The sequence below is a fragment of the Rhodoferax sp. ZS1R25 genome (genome assembly GCF_056521335.1).
Genome location: NZ_JBWMAZ010000005.1, coordinates 37,284 through 54,323 on the forward strand (window position 1 = coordinate 37,284; position 17,040 = coordinate 54,323).

General features: G+C 65.9%; 18 protein-coding genes. 6 read left to right on the plus strand and 12 right to left on the minus strand.

Annotated elements, in window-relative coordinates; translation table 11 throughout:
- Positions 1-189: 189 nt before the first annotated feature.
- From hemE to AC097R_RS20495, 3 genes are read right to left on the minus strand one after another with little or no spacing between them, the layout of a single operon-like run.
- A complete protein-coding gene (gene hemE, locus AC097R_RS20485; RefSeq protein WP_479600075.1) occupies positions 190-1,332 on the minus strand; it encodes a uroporphyrinogen decarboxylase in 1,143 nt (380 codons plus the stop codon).
- A 60-nt stretch (positions 1,333-1,392) separates the two neighbouring features.
- Positions 1,393-1,812 carry a CoA-binding protein gene (locus tag AC097R_RS20490; RefSeq protein ID WP_479600076.1) on the minus strand — a complete coding sequence of 140 codons (420 nt, stop codon included), beginning with the start codon at positions 1,810-1,812 and terminating at the stop codon, positions 1,393-1,395.
- Between the two features lie 9 nt (positions 1,813-1,821).
- Complete coding sequence (locus tag AC097R_RS20495) at positions 1,822-4,071, minus strand: protein-disulfide reductase DsbD family protein (protein ID WP_479600077.1); 2,250 nt, start codon at positions 4,069-4,071, stop codon at positions 1,822-1,824.
- 137 nt (positions 4,072-4,208) lie between these two features.
- On the opposite strand from AC097R_RS20495, the gene AC097R_RS20500 reads away from it, so the two are divergent.
- From AC097R_RS20500 to AC097R_RS20510, 3 genes are all read left to right on the plus strand, one after another.
- The gene (locus AC097R_RS20500; protein WP_479600078.1) at positions 4,209-4,844 is read left to right on the plus strand and encodes a hypothetical protein; all 636 of its coding nucleotides are present in this window, start codon (positions 4,209-4,211) and stop codon (positions 4,842-4,844) included.
- A gap of 118 nt (positions 4,845-4,962) precedes the next feature.
- Complete coding sequence (locus AC097R_RS20505; protein WP_479600079.1) at positions 4,963-6,978, plus strand: sensor histidine kinase; 2,016 nt, start codon at positions 4,963-4,965, stop codon at positions 6,976-6,978.
- 19 nt (positions 6,979-6,997) lie between these two features.
- A complete protein-coding gene (locus AC097R_RS20510) occupies positions 6,998-7,828 on the plus strand; it encodes a creatininase family protein (protein ID WP_479600080.1) in 831 nt (276 codons plus the stop codon).
- 3 nt (positions 7,829-7,831) lie between these two features.
- Here AC097R_RS20510 and AC097R_RS20515 read toward each other — a convergent pair whose 3' ends face one another.
- From AC097R_RS20515 to AC097R_RS20530, 4 genes are all read right to left on the minus strand, one after another.
- Positions 7,832-8,848: a formylglycine-generating enzyme family protein gene (locus tag AC097R_RS20515; RefSeq protein ID WP_479600081.1), complete on the minus strand. Its 1,017-nt coding sequence runs from the start codon at positions 8,846-8,848 to the stop codon at positions 7,832-7,834.
- A 43-nt stretch (positions 8,849-8,891) separates the two neighbouring features.
- Positions 8,892-9,251 (minus strand): hypothetical protein, encoded by a 360-nt coding sequence (locus AC097R_RS20520; RefSeq protein ID WP_479600082.1) that lies wholly within the window; start codon positions 9,249-9,251, stop codon positions 8,892-8,894.
- Positions 9,252-9,275: 24 nt separating this feature from the next.
- Complete coding sequence (locus AC097R_RS20525) at positions 9,276-10,463, minus strand: ammonium transporter (RefSeq protein WP_479600129.1); 1,188 nt, start codon at positions 10,461-10,463, stop codon at positions 9,276-9,278.
- A 342-nt stretch (positions 10,464-10,805) separates the two neighbouring features.
- Complete coding sequence (locus tag AC097R_RS20530; protein WP_479600083.1) at positions 10,806-11,474, minus strand: histidine phosphatase family protein; 669 nt, start codon at positions 11,472-11,474, stop codon at positions 10,806-10,808.
- 197 nt (positions 11,475-11,671) lie between these two features.
- Between AC097R_RS20530 and AC097R_RS20535 the strand changes: the two genes are divergently transcribed.
- From AC097R_RS20535 to AC097R_RS20545, 3 genes are read left to right on the plus strand one after another with little or no spacing between them, the layout of a single operon-like run.
- Complete coding sequence (locus AC097R_RS20535) at positions 11,672-12,058, plus strand: hypothetical protein (RefSeq protein WP_479600084.1); 387 nt, start codon at positions 11,672-11,674, stop codon at positions 12,056-12,058.
- Positions 12,059-12,097: 39 nt separating this feature from the next.
- Entirely contained in the window at positions 12,098-12,487 is a 390-nt protein-coding gene (locus AC097R_RS20540; protein ID WP_479600085.1) for a DUF3224 domain-containing protein, read from the plus strand.
- Between the two features lie 31 nt (positions 12,488-12,518).
- The gene (locus AC097R_RS20545; protein WP_479600086.1) at positions 12,519-12,917 is read left to right on the plus strand and encodes an MAPEG family protein; all 399 of its coding nucleotides are present in this window, start codon (positions 12,519-12,521) and stop codon (positions 12,915-12,917) included.
- Positions 12,918-12,930: 13 nt separating this feature from the next.
- Here the strand turns inward: AC097R_RS20545 and AC097R_RS20550 are convergent, their stop codons facing one another.
- Genes AC097R_RS20550 through AC097R_RS20570 form a run of 5 tightly spaced genes read right to left on the minus strand, consistent with a single transcriptional unit; the run spans position 12,931 to position 17,040 of the window.
- Complete coding sequence (locus AC097R_RS20550) at positions 12,931-13,902, minus strand: threonine dehydratase (RefSeq protein ID WP_479600087.1); 972 nt, start codon at positions 13,900-13,902, stop codon at positions 12,931-12,933.
- Positions 13,903-13,912: 10 nt separating this feature from the next.
- Positions 13,913-14,557, minus strand: a complete 645-nt coding sequence (locus AC097R_RS20555) for a LysE family translocator (protein ID WP_479600088.1) — start codon at positions 14,555-14,557, stop codon at positions 13,913-13,915.
- On the minus strand, positions 14,554-15,492 hold the full coding sequence (locus AC097R_RS20560; protein ID WP_479600089.1) for a PhzF family phenazine biosynthesis protein: 939 nt from the start codon (positions 15,490-15,492) through the stop codon (positions 14,554-14,556). The genes AC097R_RS20555 and AC097R_RS20560 overlap by 4 nt, the downstream gene beginning before the upstream one ends.
- A 26-nt stretch (positions 15,493-15,518) precedes the next feature.
- Positions 15,519-16,391: a PhzF family phenazine biosynthesis protein gene (locus AC097R_RS20565; RefSeq protein ID WP_479600090.1), complete on the minus strand. Its 873-nt coding sequence runs from the start codon at positions 16,389-16,391 to the stop codon at positions 15,519-15,521.
- 25 nt (positions 16,392-16,416) lie between these two features.
- Positions 16,417-17,040 carry a glutathione S-transferase family protein gene (locus AC097R_RS20570; RefSeq protein WP_479600091.1) on the minus strand — a complete coding sequence of 208 codons (624 nt, stop codon included), beginning with the start codon at positions 17,038-17,040 and terminating at the stop codon, positions 16,417-16,419.

A 17,040-nucleotide genomic window follows, 5' to 3' on the forward strand; every position in this document is an offset into this window, starting at 1 on the left:
AAGGGTTTGCTTGCGCTGCCCAGAAAAAAAGCAAACTTTTAAGTCCTTATGAATCAAGCACTTACGGGCGCTATTTCTTTGATAGCGCTCGTCCCCCATGCGGGGGAAGGGATAACCCTAGCACCCCCATTTTTGTGCATAAGTAAGTTTCTTGGAGTTTGGTTTGGTGCACGAATCGTGGTAATGAAATTACGCACGCAAGCGCCGGGAGTGGGTGTGAACCGCTTCCACCAGCGCCGCCACATGCTCGGGCGGCGTGTACTGGCTGATGCCGTGGCCCAGGTTGAAGATGTGGGTGGGGCCGGTGCCCGCGCCCTGGAACGGCGTGCCAAAGCTGTCCAGTACCTTGGCCACTTCCAATTCAATAGCAGCGGGTGGCGCAAACAGCACGTTGGGGTCGATATTGCCCTGCAGGGCTTTGCCGGGGCCGCTGGTCCCCGGCGCGTATTCGGCACCCCCCACCAGCGCGCGCGCCTGGGCCAGGTTCACCGTCCAGTCCAGGCCCAGCACGTCGCAGTCCAGCGCCTTCATGTCTTGCAGCCACAGGCCGCCGCCCTTGGTGAAGACCAGGCGCGGCACCAGCTTGCCGTCCGCGCCGTGGCGCTTGAGCTGGGCCAGCACGCGTGCGGTGTAGGCCAGGCTGAAGCTCTGGAATGCGCCGTCGGCCAGCACGCCGCCCCAGCTGTCAAAAATCATCACCGCTTGGGCGCCCGCGTCGATCTGCGCGTTCAAGTAGGCCGCGACCGAGTCGGCGTTGATCGCCAGCATCTTGTGCATGAGGTCGGGGCGGCTGTACAGCATGGTCTTGACCAGGCGGTAGTCGTCGGAGCCCTTGCCCTCGACCATGTAGCAGGCCAGCGTCCACGGGCTGCCGCTGAAGCCGATCAGCGGCACGCGGCTCTTGCCGTCCTGCGTGAGCGCGCTGCGGATGCTGCTGACTGCGTCAAACACGTACTGCAGCTTGGCCATGTCGGGCACTTCGAGCTTGGCGACCGCGGCCTCGTCGCGCACGGGAAAGGCGAAGCGCGGGCCTTCGCCCTGGGCAAACGACAGCCCCAGGCCCATGGCGTCGGGCACGGTCAGGATGTCGGAAAACAGGATGGCTGCGTCCAGCGGGTAGCGGTCCAGCGGCTGCAGGGTGACTTCGGTGGCGTAGTCGCGGTTGGTGGCCAGACCCATGAAGCTGCCAGCGGTGGCACGCGTGGCCACGTATTCGGGCAGGTAACGGCCGGCTTGGCGCATCAGCCACACGGGTGTGTGTGGCGTGGCCTGGCGCATGCAGGCTTGCAAGAATGTGGGGTTGTGCAGGGTGTCGAAGGTGGTGTCGGTCATAGACCGATTGTCGCAGGCCAAGGCCACCCCGGCCTTGCGCTGGCGCAAGCCGCTGCAGGCTCAGGCGTGGCGCGCGTGTTCCACCTTCAGGCACTTGTTTTGCACCACCAGCAGGCCGGCTGCGCGCGCCTTGGCTGTGGCCACCTCATGCGCAATACCCAGCTGCAGCCAGATGGCGGGCGCGCCCATGGCGATGGCCTCGTCGACCACGGGCGGCACATCGTCGCTGTTGCGAAACACGTCCACCAGGTCGATGTGCGCGTGTTTGGCAGCCTCGGTCAGCGTGGGGTAGGCCTTCTCGCCCAGGATCTCGCTGGCATTCGGGTTGATGGGCACGATGCGCCAGCCGTGCGCCTGCATGTAGCGCGCCACGCCAAAACTGTCGCGGTGGGTCTTGGGGGACAGGCCCACCACAGCCACGGTCAGGGGTTGGCTCACGAGCTGGGCAATGGTCTGGGCTTCGGTCAGGGGTGCATTCATGGGGATGTTTCAGAGGGTGGCAATGGCGCTGCGCAGCTCGCCGGGCGTCAGGATTTCGGACAGCACCACGGGTGCCCTGCCGGGCGCGTACAGCACGTACACCGGCACGCCGCTGCGGCCCAGCGCCTGCAGCGCCTGGGTGATGGCGGGGTCGCGCCGGGTCCAGTCGGCGCGCAGCAGGGTCACCTGCTTGGCGGCCAGGTCGGCCTGCACCTCGGCGTTGGACAGCGTGGTCTTCTTGTTCACCTGGCACGTGATGCACCAGGCCGCAGTGAAGTCCACAAACACCGGCTTGCCCTGTTCCAGCGCCACCTGCACGCTGCCGGGCGCCCAGGCCTGCCAGCCGGGTTGGATCTGGCCAGTGGTGGCCGTGGTGGCTGCTTTGGCGTCAGATTTCAAAGCATATTGGCCAGTAGCCCCCGCAAACATTGCGCAAGCAGCTATGGAAATGGTAGCGAGCAGCGTGCGGCTGCGCCCTTGCAGGCCCAGTGACCAAACCAGCATGCAAAGCCCCAGGATCAGCAGCAGCAGGCTGCCCGCGCCGTCCACCCCGCTCAAATGCCCCAGCACCCACACTAGCCAGACCACCGTGGCCGCCATGGGAAAGGCCATGAAGTGGCGCAGCGTGTCCATCCACGCGCCGGGCCGTGGCAGCCAGCGGCCCACCGCAGGCACCCAACTGGCCAGCAGGTAGGGCAGCGCCAGGCCCAGGCCCAGTGCCGCAAAAATGGCCAGCGCCTGCGTGCCTGGCAGCGTGATGGCGTAGCCCAGCGACGCGCCCATGAAGGGCGCAGTGCAGGGCGAGGCCACGGCCACCGCAAGCACGCCCGACAACAGGGCCTCGGCCACCGGATGGCGCAGCTGCAGTGTGGCCAGGCGCTGCGGCAGCACGCTGCCCACGTTCAGCCAGCCCGCCAGGTTGAGCGCAATCAGCGTGAACAGCAGCGCCAGGGTCACGATCACGCCGGGCGACTGCAGCTGAAAGCCCCAGCCCAATTGCTCGCCACCCGCGCGCAGCGCCAGCAGCAGCCCGCCCAGCGCCAGAAACGACAGCACCACACCGGCGGTGTAGGCCAGACCCTGGGCGCGTTGGGCTGCGCGCGACTGGCCGGTCTGCGTGGCAAAGCCCAGCACCTTGATGGCCAGCACCGGGAACACGCAGGGCATGAGGTTGAGGATCAGCCCGCCCAGCAGCGCGGTCAGCAGCACCCACAGCAGGCTGCCGGGCACGGCGTTCGCCGCGGGCACCTGGGCATTCGCATCCAGCGCGGCTTGCAGCGCGGGCGACACCTGCAGCGGGGCGTCGGTCTTGGGCCAGGAGCCTGTGACGGGCACCTCGGCGCGCAGCCGCGCGTCACCCCGCACCAGCACCCACGCCACGGTGGTGGGGCTGGTAGCGCGCTGGGCCGACAACGGCACGGAAGCGGTCCACACGCCGTCTTGCCAGCCTTGCTCGCCCGCGCGGCTGGACGTCTTGCCGATCACGCCGTCGCCGGACGCGGGGAGAGCCGGGGTGTTCAGGAGTTCGGTGGTTTCAGGAAAGGCCTGCACCGCCTTGCCGCGCCAGGCGGCGGGTAAGTCACTGACCTGCAGTGCCATGTTTTGACCATTGACCTGAGCTGTCACCTTGCCGGCAAAGGCTTGGGGTGCCGCGGCCCACGCCTTGGCGAAGTCGGCTGCCTGGCCTGCGGTGGAGCTGCGCAGCGGCAGGCGCAGCGCAAACTGGCCTTCCTGCGGAATGCACTCCTGGCGGCACACCAGCCAGCTGGCCGACAGGCGCACGTCCAGGTCCTGCGCCAGCGCGCCGGGGCGAAAATCGGCGCCCAGCGTGAGTGGCACGGGCAGCAGAACGGTGCCCTCGTAGCCCAGGTTGGCCAAGCTACCAATGGTGATTTTTTGTGGGGTGGGCCAGGCAATGTCGCCGGCGGTGGCGCCAGCGGGCAGCGTCCACTGCAATTGCGTGGGCAGGCCGGAGTCGCCGGGGTTCTTCCAGTAGGTGTGCCAGTGCGGCTGGTGCTGCAGCTGCAGGCCCAGCCACACGGTTTTTCCCGGGCCCACGCCGTCGGGCGCGTGCGCCACCAGCTCGGCGCGCACCTGTTCGGTCTGCACCACGCTGCTGGCGGTGCTGGGCAAGCTGCTGCCCGCGGTTTGCAACACAATTTGGGCGCTAGCCCCCGTCACCATTGCGCTGGCAGCTATCAAAACAGAAGCAAATTGGAGCGCCCAGTGGCGGAGAGAAAAGGAGGCGCGAGAGGTCATGGCTGTGTGGGAGCGGCGGGGCGGGCTAAAGTTCCGGGCGAGCCATTGTGCCGGGGGCGATGCGGCGTTATAACAGCCCACTCGGCCCCGGCTGGGCCGTGCGCGTGACTCCCCATCTACCCACAGGAGACTTTGTCATGACATCCATTCGTGCATTGCGCTTTGCGGCCCTCGTGCTGGCTGCGGCCCCTCTGGCATCCCAGGCCGGCGACGCCGGTACGGTCTACACCCAGCTGGGCATCAACGGGTTGGGGTTGGGCTACGCGGCCTCAGTCACCTCCGACTGGGCGGTGCGCGGCCAGGCCAACTGGTTGCCCAAGCAAAGCTACACGGGCAATGTGAGTGACTTCGGCAACACCGCCAACCTGACCATCGACCTGACCTGGAGCTCGGTCCAACTGGTGGGTGACTGGTACCCAGGCGACGGCGGCTTTCGTCTCTCGGGCGGTCTGGTGTTCAACGACAACAAGATCACCCTGGCCGGCACCGGCAGCGTGAACGGCACCACCGGCACGGTGAATGGCGAGATCAAGATGAGCGAAGACGTGGCGCCGTACCTGGGGCTGGGCTACTCCATCCGCCCCCGCGCCGCCAAGGGCTGGGGCTTCAACATGGATGCGGGTGTGATGTTCCAGAATCCCAAGGCCAGCCTGAGCGCCACGGGTGGCCCCAGTGCCGCGGACGTGGCGGCCCAGCGCGCCAAGATGCAGGAGGCCATTGACCAGCTCAAGCTCATGCCCGTGCTGGCGGTGGGCGTGAGCTATTCGTTCTAGAGCGGCCTTTGCCTGCGGGGGCGCGGCCCCGCTGTATGCCTTTTGCTTGACCATACCCAAGTTGCCCAACGATACTTTGTGCACGGCGGTGTGATATTCCAATTCAGGGGGCGTCAGGTTGGTTCAAAAAAACGGCTTTGCGGTGAAGTTTCCGAGTCTGTCATTGCGCCAGACGCTGATGCTCGGAGCCGCGCTGGGGATCTTGCTGCCGGCCCTGTTTCTTGCCTACTTCCAGGTCACCAGCAAACTGGAGACCGAGGTCAAGCTGCGGGTGGAGGCGCCCATGCGCCAGTACGCCGAAGTGCTCTCGCGCGGCATGGCCGTGGCGGTGTGGAACCTGGACCGCGGCGTGGCGAGCGAGCTGGTGGACGCCGTGATGCGCAACCCCGATGTGGTCAGCGTCACCGTGACCGACGAATTCCGCGACGTCTTTGTGCGCAAGCACAGCGAGGCCGTGCCCACCGTCCCCACGCTCACCGACCAGCGTGACATCTCGTACAACGGCGCCCGTGTGGGCCGACTCACGGTGGAGATGAGCCCCGAGCGCATCGAACGCGAAATGCGCCAGGACCTGATGCGCTTCATGCTGGCCCTGCTGGTGCAAATGGCGCTGGCGTTTCTGTTCATCTGGCCGCTGTTCAACCGCCGCGTGCTCAAACCCCTGCTGCAACTGCGCGAAGACGCCTCACGCCTGGCCCGTGGCGAGCTGGACCAACCTCTGGCCTGGCAGCGGCAGGACGAGATGGGTGAGCTGGCCCATGCGCTGGACACCATGCGCACTGACCTGGCCGCCCTGATGTCCGAGCGCGCGCAAAAGACCGCAGCTTTGCAGACCGAGCTGGCCGAACGCAAGCGCACCGAAGAAGCGCTGCGCGTGAGCCAGACCAAATTCGCCGCCATTTTTGACGCCTCGCCCATTGCCATGTCGGTCTCACTGGTAGACCCCGACGTGCTGACGGTGGATGTGAACTCCGCCTGGGTGCGCGTGTTCGGCCTGGACCGCGGTGCGGTGGTGGGCTCCAACGGCGCCCACACCGGCATCTGGCGCGATGCGGCCTCACGCGAGGAGGCGCTGCGCATCCTGGAAGCCACGGGCGAGCTGGAAGGCTTCAAGTCGTGGATGCAGCGCGGCCAGTCGCGCGAGCCCATGCTGTGTGAGCTGTCGGGCCGCGTGGTGCAGCTGGGCACGGACCGCGTGCTCATCATGGCGTTTGACGACATCACGGCCAAGCACCACTACGAAGAAAACATCCTGCAGCTCAACGCCACGCTGGAGCACCGCGTGGAGCAGCGCACGCAGGAGCTGTCGGCCACGCTGACGCAGCTGACCGTGGCCCAGGGCGAGCTGGTGCGGGCCGAGAAAATGTCGGCTCTGGGGTCGCTGGTGGCGGGCATTGCGCACGAGCTCAACACCCCCATTGGCAACAGCCTGACCGTGGCCAGCACGTTGCAGGACCACGCCAGCTCCTTCTCCAACAGCATGGCCCAGGGCCTTACGCGCAGCCGGCTGGAAGAGTTTGTGAGCAACACGCGCCAGGGCGCGGGCATCTTGATGCGCGGTCTGCAGCATGCGGCTGAGCTGGTCTCCAGCTTCAAGCAGGTGGCGGTGGACCAGACCAGCCTGAACCGCCGCACCTTTGACCTGCACGCCACGGTGAATGAAATCCTGCTCACGCTGGGCCCCACCATCCGCAAGTCCAACCACCGGGTGCTCTGCGACATTGGGCCCGACATCGTCATGGACAGCTACCCCGGCCCACTGGGCCAGGTCATCACCAACCTCATCAACAACGCGTTGCTCCACGCGTTTGACGGCATCGACCAGGGCTCGGTGCAGGTGACCGCCAGCCTAACGTCCGATGGCGCGGTGCGCTTGCAGGTCAGCGACAACGGGGTGGGCATTCCGTCGGCCCACCTGCCGCGCGTGTTCGACCCCTTCTTCACCACCAAGCTGGGCCAGGGCGGCAGTGGCCTGGGGCTGAACATCGTCTACAACCTGGTGACCCGTTCGCTGGGCGGCACGGTGCATGTGGCCAGCAACCCCGGTGAGGGCGCGACCTTCAGCCTGGTGCTGCCGCGCCACGCGCCGGTGCTGGCCATGGACAGCGTGGAGCCCGAGGCGCTGGCCACCTAGCCTGGCCTAAGATAGGCGCATGCAAAACCCTTCCCGTTTTTGGGCCGACTGGAGCACCCGCGACTTTGCGCAGCTGCAGGACAATGGCCAGTTGGGCGCCACCATTGCCGTGCTGCCCGTGGCCGCCACCGAGCAACATGGTCCGCATCTGCCGCTGCGGGTAGACACCGCCCTGGTGGACGGCGTAGTGGCCGCTACCGTGCCCCATATTCCCGCCGATGTGCCTGCGCTGTTTTTGCCCACCCAGGCCGTGGGTTTCAGCCCCGAGCACGCGCGCTTTCCCGGCACGCTGACCCTCAAGGCCGAAACGGTCATCCGCCTGTGGACCGAGCTGGGCGAGAGCGTGGCCGCCACCGGCGTGAAGAAGCTGGTGCTGCTCAATTCGCATGGCGGCCAAGTGGGACTGCTGGACGTGGTGGCCCGCGACCTGCGTGCGCGGCTGGGCATGTTGGTCTACAGCGTCAACTGGTTTGGCCTGCCGCTCACGGGTCCGAAGGGTGAGGATGTGAATGCGCTGTTCAGCGCGCACGAGCACCGCTTTGGCATCCACGCCGGCGAGATCGAAACCTCCATGATGTTGGCGCTGGCGCCAGACCAGGTGGTGATGGCGCAGGCGCAAAACTTTGCCTCCACGTCCGAAGACCGCGCCCAGCGCTTTGCGATTCTGGGCAACGGCAAGAGCGCCAAGCTGGGCTGGCAAATGCAGGATTACAACGCTGCCGGTGCCGTGGGCAATGCGGCTGCCGCTACCGCCGAGAAAGGCCGCGCCGTGTTGGACGCGGCGGGCCGCGCGCTAGCGCAGACGCTGGCCGAGATCCACCAGCTGCCAGCGGACACGCTGCGCAACTAAGCCTTAGTTCGGCGCGTCCAGGACCAGCCGCATGCCCACCAGGGTGTAGCGGGTTTGCGGTGAATTCCAGTTGCGGTAGCTGGCGCGCGCATACAGCGCCCAGGTGTGCCAGGAGCCACCGCGGCGCACATACACATTGCCTTCTTTGGGGCCTTGCGGGTCGGTGGTGGGGGAGTGTGCGTAGTAGTCCTCGCCATACCAGTCGTTGGTCCATTCCCAGGCGTTGCCGTGCATGTCATACAGGCCAAAGGCGTTGGGCTTGAAGCTGGCCACCGGCGCGGTGAAGGCAAAGCCATCGTCGCCCGCCAGCGCATTGGCCGCAAACTTGGGCCACAGCGGTTTGGCACTCGCGTCAAAGGTGTTGGCCACCCTTAGTAGGGACAGCGGATCGTCGCCGCTGTGGTAGCGCGTGCGGGTGCCGGCGCGCGCCGCGTACTCCCATTCGGCCTCGGTGGGCAGTCGGTAGTGGCGGCCCTCTTTTTTGCTCAGCCACTGCGCCAAGGCCTGCGCATCGTTCCAGGTGATGTTCACGACGGGGTGGCTGTCGTCCTGGGCAAAGCCGGGGTTGCGCCAGCTGTAGCGCGGGTCGCGGCCTTCAAAGGCATCACCGCGTACACTCTTGGCGGGGTCGTAGTCGGGGTTGTAGCCATAGCCGCCGGTGCCATCTGCCTCTGATTCGGGGACGTAATCCGACACCTGCAGAAAGCGCCGGAACTGCCCCACGGTCACTTCCGTCTGCCCCATATAAAACGCATGGCTGATGCGCACGGTGTGCACCGGCGCTTCGTCCTTCAGCGCTTCCAGCCGCTCGCGCTCCGCCAGCGGATAGGCCTTTTGCAGGCGGGCCACGGGCTCGTTGCTGCCCATGCGAAAACTGCCCGCCGGAATGCGCACCAGGGTCATGCCCAGGGTGTTGGTCAGCGTGTAGGGTTTGGCTGGCTTGGCCCAGGTGGCCTGGCTGAGGCCAAGCAGGAGCAGCAGAGCCAGTGCGGGGAAAACGGTGGTGCGGTAGGTATGCATCCGCCGCATTGTGCGCGGACTTTGGTGCTGCGCTGTACGAAGGCTAACGGATGCCGCGGACGTAGCGGTGTGCTTCGCTCTCGGTAGCGCCAAACAGCGAGTCGGAGGCGCCGGGCAGGGGTGCGGGCTTGGTGTTGCCGCCAACCATGCCAACCACCCCAAACAGCCGGTCGCGCGCGGGCCGTGGGGACTGCACGGGCACCATGGCCAGCTCCAGCTTGGCGGCCCAGTCGGCCAGGTCGGTGTGGCCGTCTTCCTCGGCACTGGCGCGTGCAAAGCGCACGATCTCGGCGGCGTACTCGGTGTTGCTGGCCATCCATTCGGTGTCGGTCACGCGCCCGGTCTTGCGCCGCAACAGCACATGCAAATGGGCGGCAATCGCCAGCTTTTCACTGTTCAACATGCAACACTCCTTTGAGTTTCACCGTCAGGTTCCCATGTGCTCCCGATGCTGGGAGACATCCAGGCCCACGAGTTCGGAGTTATCGTCCACCCGCAGGCCCACAATTACTTTGGTCACCCACAGCAGCGCCCAGCTCATGAGGCCGCTGTACGCCAGCACCGCCAGCACACCGATCGCCTGCGTGGCCACGCTGCCGGTCACGCCTGAAATCGTCTTGCTGGCAAAGTAGCCCGTCATCAGCGAGCCCACGATGCCGCCAATGCCGTGTACGCCAAACACATCCAGCGAGTCATCGGCATTGAGCATGCGCTTGAGCCCTGTGGCGCCCCAGTAGCAGGCCAGGCCCGCCACAGCACCAAAGATGACCGCATCGCGCGGGGTCACAAAGCCAGCCGCCGGTGTGATGGCTACCAGCCCGGCCACCAGGCCCGAGCACAGGCCCAGCAGCGAGGGACGCCCGCGCGTGATCCACTCGCCCAGCATCCAGGAGATGGCGCCGGCCGAGGCCGCAATGTGTGTGACCGCCATGGCCAGGCCGGCACGTCCGTCCGACGCCACGGCCGAGCCGGCGTTGAAACCAAACCAGCCCACCCACAGCAGGCCTGCGCCCGCCATGGTCAGGCCCAGATTGAACGGCTCGAACGGCTCTTTGCCATAGCCTTTGCGCGCACCCAACATGTAGGCACACACCAGGCCCGAGATGCCGGCGTTGATGTGCACCACCGAGCCACCCGCAAAGTCCAGCACGCCCATTTGCACCAACCAGCCACCCGGCTCCCACACCCAGTGGGCGATGGGCGCGTAGACCACGATGGACCACATGCCAATGAACCACAGCATCGCCGAGAAGCGCATGCGCTCCACAAACGCGCCCACGATCAGCGCTGCGGTGATGATGGCAAAGGTGAGCTGGAACATGGCGTACACCGACTCGGGCACGTTGGGCGCCACATGGCTCACGGCCACCTGGCCGGCTTCCTTGAGGTAATTGAGCCCGGTGAACCACAGGCGGTCGGTGCCGCCCAACCAACTGCTGCCGGGGGTAAAGGCCAGCGAGTACCCCACCGCGAACCACAGCAGGCTGACCATGGCGGTGATCGCCACCACGCTGGCCATGGCGTTGATCACGCTCTTCTTGCGCACCATGCCACCGTAGAACAGCGCAATGCCGGGCAAGGTCATCAGCAACACCAGCGCCGTGCTGGTCATCATCCACGCCGTGTCGGCGCCGTTGATCGTGTCTTGGGCGACCAGGCTGGGTTTGCTGGGGGGGGCAGGGGGCGGGGCAACTGGGGCAGCGGCCACAACAGGCGCTGCCGGCGCGTCCGCAACGGCAGCCACCACAGCAGCCGGTGGCGCATCGGAGGCCGCGCCCACGGGGGCTGCAGCTTGGGCGTAGGTAGACGCACTCCATGCCAAAACACATATCCCCAGCAACGGGGCCAACCACTTCGTTCCGAATCGGTGCATTGTTTTCCTCTGGACGGTCCAACAGAGGGCATCAAGCACAAGGCGTGCCAAGCCACTGCAAGGCAGGGCCCCGCTAGCAGTAGGCTAAGAGTAGGTCACCCAGTCCGCGTAGGGCGTGTCGTCCAGGTGGGGCAGGGTGTTGTAGGTCACCAGCATGTGGCGCTTGGGCGTGTAAGCCAGTTCGGTGACCGAGCTGTTGCGGATGCGCAGGTTCAGCTCAATCGTCGTCTCCGGCGTGGTGCCCAGCACATGGCCCACCGCGGTGGAGATGGGCCCACCGCTGCTCACGATCAGCACATTGCCCGTGTGGTGCTGGCGCACATGGTCCAGCGCGCTGGTCACGCCCCGCACAAAGTCGTCGTAGCTGGGCATGCCCTGCGGGCTGACCACGCCATTCATCCATTGCGTCAGGCCATCGCGCAGCAGGCGGAAATGGTGGCGGTACATCTCGGGCGTGTCGGGTTTTTCCAGTGGTGCGGGGTGGATGGCGTGGATCACCGCCGCGCTGTCGTACTCGTTCAGACCCGGCCATTCCAGCGCCTCATGCGTCAGCCCTGCGCCCATGGCAATGCCGGCCCAGGTCTGCGCGTGGCGGCGCAGCGTGCCGACGATGACCGCCTCAAACTGCAGCCCCTTGTGCGCAAAGTACTCCCCCAGCCGCACGCTCTGCCGGTGGCCAAGCTCGCTGAGGTTGTCGTAGTCCGCGGCCCCAAACGAAGCCTGCCCGTGGCGTACCAAATAGAGATTTCCCATACGCAGAATTTAAGCCCGATTGGCATTGGGCCCCTGTAATTGGGGCGACAGCAGCTATGGAATCAGGAGCGCTGTGGTGCTGACTGGTACGAGGAGTCTTGTACGGCTAAGCTCAGACCCATGAAAGTCAAAAGCACCTTTGAGATCACCATGCAAGGTGAACATCTTGGGTGCCTTCAGTCTCTGCTGAGGAAAAAATGAATCTAAACACTTTGTATGTAATTGCTTGCCCACTGCTTGACGAAAAGAAACTTGTCAAAGACATTGACGCCGCTTTTGAGCGCAAGCTGTCTCTCAGCAAAAGTGAGAGCCTGTTGAAGGGCCGCAAGCCGCAAGTCCTCGATCACATTTGGTTCAACTTACAGAAAGCAGATGGCCTCTACATTGAACTGCGGCACAACCGGGACACTGTAGGGAACCTGGAGTTACCGGACTACGCTGATCACCCCCTGATCTTGTTTACCCGTGTCAACGAAACCTACGCTGTTGGCAATGGCGCCGATCCGAGAGAAGTACAGAGCTTCGTTGCATCGTGTGTCAGTCGTCTTCCCTATGAAGTTCTGCTTGTTGGCCATCCAGCTTGACCGCAAGGTTTCCAACTTTATGCGGCTAAGCTTAGGCCCATGAAAGTCAAAAGCACCTTTGAAGTCAGCATGCAGGGCGAGCCGCCGTACGACACGGTGGAGGGCGTCACGCTGTCGCGCGCCAGCATCTCCAAAACCTTCACCGGCCCGCTGAGTGCCACCAGCACCGTGCATATGCTGGCGGCCCGCACGCCGCAGCCCACCTCGGCTGGCTATGTGGCGCTGGAGCGCATTGTGGGGACGCTGGATGGCCGCAACGGCAGCTTTGCGCTGGTGCACCTGGGGCTGATGGCGGCAGGCGAGCGATCACTAAAAGTGCAGATCGTTCCCGATTCGGGCACGGGTGAGTTGGTCGGCATTTCGGGTCAGATGGATATTCAGATCGTGGATGGCAAGCACTTCTACGAGCTGGACTATGAGCTCAAGTAGACATGGGCTCTAGCGCCCAGAGTACGCCCCTATGTTCCATACCCTGATCTTCCCCATGGCCGCGCACGTGGCCCTCACGGCCTTCCTCTATGCGCTGCTTACAGCCGCCCGTGCTCCCACTGTTTGGGGCTTCGGCCGCCGCAAGGATGGCAGCAACCCGTGGGCGGACATGGAGCCGCGCGTCAGCGCGAACCTGTCTAACCAGTTTGAGTGGCCGCTTTTCTTCCACGTCGCCTGTCTGCTTCTGCTGCAGGCGCAGCCGGGCTATGCGGCGCTGGTGTTGGCGTGGATTTTCATCGCGGGCCGCATCTTGCACAGTGCGGTGCAGATCCTGACGCGCAATGTGCGGCTGCGGGGCGTGGTGTTCACGGTCAACTTTCTGGCCGTGCTCTGCTTGTGGCTTTTGGTGGTGCTAGCCCCCGCCCAATAAGCGCCACCAGCTCCTAATTTCGTAGCACTTCGGCAAACACCGCCGAGTCCACATTCCCCCCGCACAGCGTAATGCCTACGGTCTGCCCGTGCAGGCTGTCGCGTTCCTGCATGGCTGCCGCAAAGCTGGCGGCGCCAGCGCCTTCGGCCACGTTGTGGGTGCAGGCAAAGATGTCGCGCATGGCCTGGGCGACCGCGTCATCCGTCACTCGCACGATGTGGTCGATCTCGCCCAGCAGAATCTGCAGTGCCTCGGGGTCGGCCACGCGGCAGGCCATGCCGTCGGCCAGCTGGGTGGTCACCGGGGCCTCGACCACCTTGCCCGCTGTCAGGGAGTCGGCATAGGTGGTGGCGTGGGCGCTGACCACGCCGACGATGCGGGCGGTGTGGCCCAAAGCCCGTTTGGCAGCGACGGCGCTGCAGGCGCCGCTGCCTTGACCGATCGGCACGTAGATGACGTCGATATCGGGTGCGGCTTTGAGCAGTTCCCACCAGTAGGTGCTGACACCGCGCAGCAGGTCGGGGTGGAAGCTGGGGACCATGTGGGCGCCGCGCTCTTTGGCCAGGCCCATGGCGAATTCGCGACTTTCCTGAAAGTCCGTGCCGTGTTCAATGAGCGTGACGCCCAGCGCGCGCATCGCGGCATTCTTCTCCACCGAGTTGCCATGCGGGACCACGATGGTGCAAGGCACGCCGTGGGCGCGTGCGGCCCAGCCAATGCTTTGGCCGTGGTTGCCGCGCGTGGCGCTGATCACCTCAACCGGCAGCGCACCGCGCTGGGCCAGTTGGTCAAAGTAGGTCAGGCCGCCGCGGATCTTGAAGGCACCCACGGGGGTGTGGTTCTCGTGCTTGACCCAGCAGGTGGTACCCAAAAGGGCGGACAGTTGGCCCCAGCGGTACTGCGGCGTGGGGCCGAACTCGCGGTAGACCACCTGGGCGGCGGCTTCGATGTCGTGCAATGTGGGGAGCAAGGGATTCAGAGCCATGGGGTTCCAGTCAATGGTGGGTGGCGGACTGCAGCAGCCGCAGGCCGGCGAAGCCAAACACGGCAGCCAGCAGGCCTTCGAGCCAACGGCGCGCAGCGGTATAGAGGCGGCGCGCGGTGGGTGTGGAGAACGCCAGCGCATAGCCAAAGAAGATCAGCACGCCCAGCACCATGCAGCCCGCCACCACGGCCAGTGCCACGGAATGCGGTGCGCCCGGCGGCAGTGCCAGCGTGACGATGGCCAGCCAGGACAGGATGGCCTTGGGGTTGGTGAGGTGCATGGCCGCACCGCGCAGGTAGAGCGTGCGGGCGCTGGCATCCGCAGCGGCCGCGGCGGTGTTGTCGGACGCATGGGGCTGGCAGGCGGCGCTGCCCGACTTGAACGCCAGCCACAGCAGGTAGAGGCCGCCCACGATCTTCATGGCGATGAGCCCCGTGCTGTAGGCCGCCAGCAGTTGCGAGATGCCCAGCGCCGCCAGCACACCCCAAAACCACGAGCCACTGACCACACCGGCCGCCAGCCACAGCGCGGGCCGGCGCCCGGCGTTCATCGCCATGCCCATGATGGCCATGTTGCTGGGGCCGGGGCTGCCGGCGTTCACCACATAGGTCGCCCAGGCCAGGGCCAGGTGGGCGGTCAGCAGGGTGCTGGTCATAGCGTCACCTGGCCGTCAATGCAGGTTACCGAATCTCCGCCCACCCACACCTGGCCGGCATCGTCTTGCTCGATATGCACACGCCCGGCACGGCCGATGCAGGTGCCCTGGGCGGCCACGTAGCTGGGTGGGGTGATGCCATCGGCGATCAGCCACTGCGCCAGGCTGGCGTTGAAACTGCCGGTGACCGGGTCTTCCGACACGCCGATGTCGGGCGCGAAAAAGCGCACTTCGACCGACGGTGTGGCGTCGTCCGCCTGCGTGGCATCGGCACTGCGGGCGCCAAAGGCGCGCGCCTCGCGGTTGCTGCGCGCTATCAAATCAGGAGCTGCTGGCGCAGTGTCCATGCCGGCTACACCCACGCCAGGCACCAAACCTTTGAGCTGGGCGGCATCGGGTTGCAGCTGCAGCACGGTCTCCATGCTGTCCAGCAGCAGGCCCAGCCAGGTGGGGCCGTTGTTGAGCCACTGCGCACCCAGAATCTGCTGCGAATGCAGGCCCAGCGCCGCGGCTGCGCGGGCCAGCAGCGTGGCATCGGGGGCGCTGCGCTGCAGGCTGGGGGCGGCAAACGCCAGGCGCGTGCCGTCGCGGCGCAGTTTCACCAAGCCCTTGGCGCACTCCTGCACGATCACATCGGCCGCCTTGGGCACACCGCCTGCTTGCAACCAGGCGTGGCAGCTACCCAGCGTGGGGTGGCCCGCAAAAGGTAGCTCGTCACCCGGCGTGAAGATGCGCACGCGGTAGTCCGCACCCAGGGCGGCGGCTTCGGGGCTGGGCGGCAGCAGAAAGGTGGTCTCGCTCAGGTTGGTCCAACGCGCGAAGGCCTGCATGTCCTCCGTGCTGAGGTCGCTGCCGTCCAGCACCACGGCCAGCGGGTTGCCCAGGTAGGGCTGGGCGGTGAACACGTCCACCTGCTTGAAAAGGCGTTGGCGCATGGGCGCTCCCGAAGGGTTGTGTGAATTCAGAGCGCGGCGGTGCCGCGGATGCAGGTGACCGAATCGCCGCCCACCCAGACCTGGCCGCTGCTGTCCTGCTCGATGTGGACCCGGCCTTCGCGCTGGACGCAGGTGCCCTGCGCCACCACGTACTTCTTGGGCATGTATTCGTCTTCAATGAGCCACTGCGCCAGGCTGCCGTTCAGACTGCCGCTCACCGGGTCTTCCTGAATGCCTTCCATGGCGGCAAAGGCGCGCACTTCCATCTCGCTGGCCACGCCGTGCTGAGTGGTTGCGGCAGCGGGCATGGAGGCCACACCCACCTTGATGCCCAAATGCTTGAGCGCCAGGTGGTCGGGCTGCAGCTGCAGCACGGTCTGGCGGTCGTCCAGCAAGATGCCCATCCAGTCGGTGCCATTGCTCAGGGTCTGCGCCGCCACCACCTGCGCGGCCTTCAGGCCCAGGGCGGCTGCCACCTGGGCCAGCAGGCCGGGGCTGGGGTTTTTGCGCTGCAGGGCCGGTGCGGCAAACGCCAGGCGCGTGCCGTCGCGGCAGATCTGCACCAGCCCGCCCTTGCACTGCTGCACGATGCGCTTGGCATTCTTGGGTTTGCCGCCGGCTTCCAGCCAGGCGTGGCAACTGCCCAGCGTGGGGTGGCCGGCAAACGGCAGCTCCAGCCCGGGCGTGAAGATGCGCACCTGGTAGTCCGCGCCCTGCGCCGCCGCCTCGGCCGTGGGCGGGAGCAAAAACGTCGTTTCGCTCAAGTTGGTCCATCGCGCGAAGGCCTGCATGGCCTCATCACTCACCCCCGCGCCGTTCAGTACCACGGCCAGGGGGTTGCCCAGATACGGCTGGGCGGTGAACACATCGACTTGGGCGAAGGGGCGCTGTTGGGACACGGGTGGCTTTCTGAAAGGTGGGGAACTATGAAAGGGGAAGGTCGAGCACGCCGCGGGTGGCGGGGCGGGCCAGGATGCTGGCGAACCAGCGCTCCAGGTGCGGCCACGCGGGCCGGGGCTGGGGCAGGCCAAACCAGCGGTGCACATCGCAGGCCACGGGAATGTCGGCCATGCTGAAGTGCGCGCCACCCACATAGGCGCGGTCGGCCAAGTGGTCGTTGAGCTGGGCCATGGCCGGCTCGGTGGCAGCGGTGGAGCGGGCGATCACCGCGGCATCGCGCTGATCAGCCGGGGTGCGGAACCATTGCGCAAAGGCGGCGCCGCTGTCGCGGTTCAGCGTGGTCTGCTGCCAGTCCATCCAGCGCTCGGCGTCAAAGCGCGCGGCCAGGTCTTGGGGGTACAGCGTGGCGTCGCCGTACTTGGCGCACAGATAGCGCACGATGGCGTTGCTCTCCCACAGGGTGAAGTCACCGTCCTGCAGCGTGGGCACCAGGGCGTTGGGGTTCATGGCCAGGTACTCGGGCGTCTTGACCACGCCGTAAGCCATGCCGGCGTCGCTGCGCGTGAAGCTCACGCCGGTCTCTTGCGCAGCCCACACCACCTTGCGCACATTCAGCGAACTCAGGCGCCCCCAGATATGCACAGCCAT